Origin of the sequence: Pseudomonas sp. Xaverov 83, assembly GCF_019352905.1 — a bacterium.
GTDB classification, from domain to species: domain Bacteria; phylum Pseudomonadota; class Gammaproteobacteria; order Pseudomonadales; family Pseudomonadaceae; genus Aquipseudomonas; species Aquipseudomonas yamanorum.
The window spans coordinates 1-2,975 of sequence record NZ_JAAAFU010000067.1 but is presented as its reverse complement, the minus strand read 5'-3'; the positions used below and the strand labels follow the sequence as shown (position 1 = coordinate 2,975).

At 63.3% G+C, this 2,975-nt stretch carries 1 protein-coding gene; it reads right to left on the bottom strand.

Annotated elements, in window-relative coordinates:
- Positions 1-2,655: AMP-binding protein (locus K0H47_RS20085; RefSeq protein ID WP_219273496.1), on the bottom strand; the 2,655-nt coding region annotated here is incomplete at its 3' end.
- Positions 2,656-2,975 lie beyond the last annotated feature (320 nt).

Genomic DNA, 2,975 nt, shown 5'->3' with positions numbered 1-2,975 from the left:
ACCGACTACACCGCTCGGCACCGGCTCGCGGCGGGCGTCCAGCACATACAGCTGCAAGTCGGGAATGCGCACGCCAATCGGGCTCACGCCCACCAGCTGCGCGTCCGCCGCCTCCAGGGCACGATAGGTCACGTGCACGGTGGTTTCGGTGATGCCGTACATGTTGACCAGCCGCGTACCCGAGTTGGTCACCCGGGCGTACCACGGTTTGAGAATGCCCGGCTCCAGGGCTTCACCGCCAAAGATCACTTGGCGCAGGGAATGCAGTTGCTGGCTGCGGCCCTGTGCCGCGATCAATTGGCGGAACGCGCTCGGCGTCTGGTTGAGGATGCTCACACCGGCTTCACACAACAGTGCATAACACTCGTCCGGTGAACGGCTGACCAGTTGTGGCACCACCAACAACTGCCCGCCGTGCATCAGTGCGCCCCAGATTTCCCACACGGAGAAGTCAAAGGCAAACGAGTGGAACAGCGCCCAGGTGTCATTGGCGTTGAACTTGAACCAGTGCTCGGTGGCACTGAACAACCGCGCGACGTTGCGGTGTTCGATCATCACCCCCTTGGGCAAGCCAGTGGAGCCGGAGGTGTAGATCACATAGGCGAGGCTGGACGGGCTGATCGCAACGTTGAGGTTAACGATGGGCTCGTGTTGCAGGCTGTTGAGGTCGATCGACGTGACATCGCCCACCAGATGACGGGTGTTGCCCTGCACCAGCACTGCCAGCGGCGCGCTGTCTTGCAGGGTGTAGGCGATGCGGTCCAGCGGGTAGGCCGGATCAATCGGCACATAGCCCGCCCCGGACTTGAGAATGCCCAGCAGGCCGATGATCATTTCCAGGCCGCGCTCCACGCAGATCGCCACCCGGTCGTCGGGGCGGATGCCATGCTTGAGCAGGCCGTGCGCGACCTGGTTGGCGCGTTCGTTCAGCTCGCGGTAGCTCAGATGTTGGTGTTCAAAGCGCAGCGCGATGGCTTCGGGATGGCTGGCGGCATGGGCTTCGACTTGCTGGTGGATCAGGGCTGAATCGGCGTAGTGCTGGGTGCTGGCGTTAAGGCCGTGCAGCAGATGTTGGCGTTCGGCGGCAGGCAGGATGCCCAGACTGTGCAACGGTGCATCTGGCGTTTGTTCCAGGGCCAGCACCAGGTTTTCCAGCGCGGTGTGCAGGTAATCGGCAATGCGCGCCGCGCCGATGGAGGCGTCCACCATCACGGTAAAGGCAAAGCCCTCGCCCAGGTCATCAACGTTGACCGTCAGCGGGTAGTTGGTGCGCTCTTCGGCGCCCAGCACCTGGATGCCTTCGGCGATGTCGATCACCGCCTGGGTGTCCGAGGCATCGCTGTGACGGTAGTTGAGGATCGCACTGAACAACGGCGTGGGTGCGGCCACACCGCTGCAACGCTGGGCCAGGGCCAGGGAGGCGTGTTCGTGGTTGAGCAATTCGGTCAGGCGTTTGTGGGTGGTTTGCACCCCGTCGCGCACGCTTTGCTCGCCTACGTCCACCCGCAGTGGCAGGGTGTTGATGAACATGCCCAGGGCCTGGTCGGAGCCCTCGCCGCCCCCCATGCGGCCGAGCATCACGCTGCCAAATACCACGGATTCGCGGGCGGAGACCTTGCCCAGCACCTGGGCCAGTGCGAGGTGCATCACGCTGGCGGGGCTGACACCCAATGGTCTGGCCTGGGCCCTCAGGCGACGGCTCAAATCGTTGTCGACGGCGATCCGGGCTTCATCGATGCCATGGCCGTCACCCTGCACATCCTGGAGGCCGAACGGCAGTGTGGGTTCATCGATGTCGGCGAGCATTTCGCGGAAGAACGCTTCGTGAGCCTGTTCGCTGACGCCGTGGCGGACCTGGGCGATGTAGTTGCGAAACGGTACCGGAGCGCCGGCCTGTTCGGTCTGGCCGGCGAGGTGCAGCTGGATCTCACGGCGCACTACGTCGAGGGCGGTGTGGTCGAGGATGGTGTGGTGGAACAGCAGCATGGCGACCACGCGCTGATTGCGCGGGTCTTCGGCAAACACCAGGCGCAGCAGCGGTGCCTGGCCGAGGTCCATGCGGTAGTTGCGCGCATCGTAGAGAGCTTGCAGTTGGGTCATTGCATCGCCATCGAGGCGGGCTTCTTCGCAGACCAGGGAGGCTTTGCGCCAGACCACTTGCAGGGGTTCGTCCAGGCGTTCCCAGGCCATCGAGGTGCGCAGGATGTCGTGGCGGTCGATGACCCATTGAAGGGCCTGGGCGAACGTTTCAAGACGGGCGCGGCTGTCGAACACGAGCTGGGCGTGCAGCACGTAGGGGTCGCCCTGGTGGGCTGACAGGTGGTGGTAGAGCATGCCTTCCTGGAGTGGCGCCAGGGGGTAGATGTCTTGCACATTCGCCGCCCCGCCGGGGATGCTGGCGACGATGCGGTCGATGGCGGGTTGGTCGAGGTTGACCAGGGGCAGCATGTCCGGAGTGATGCGATAGGCCGGGCTGAGCCAGTCGCCGCCGTGTTGGGCGACGAGGTCGAGCAGTTGGGGTTTGTGGGCGATCAGTTGGTCCCATAGGGCGTCATCCAGCGCGTCGTCGTCACCCAGGATGATCAGGTCGCCTTCGTCCATTTGCAGGCGGATCGGGTGGGTGGAAAGAGCTGCCAGTAGTTTGCTGAACTGCATGGGGTAACCTGCTTTTTTGAGTCGGATACGGTTGAGGAGAAAGTCCGTTTTCAGCTGTCGCGTAAGTGCCTGGGAGGCCCGGGTTAAAGCGCGGGCGCGGTCGAGGATCGGGTGGCTTCCCGCAGGGTTGGGAAATTAGAGGATTCGGGGGGTGGGGGGTGACATGGGAAGCGGGGACAAAGCGGCTGGCGTTGGGGAACTTTCGTATTTGTTGGAGGGGGGGCATATCCGTTATTTGGGTGATGGCTTGTATTGGTTCCGCTCTTACAGCGGCTCACTTTTGAAAAGCGCAAAAGTAAGCAAAACGCTCTTGCCCCACC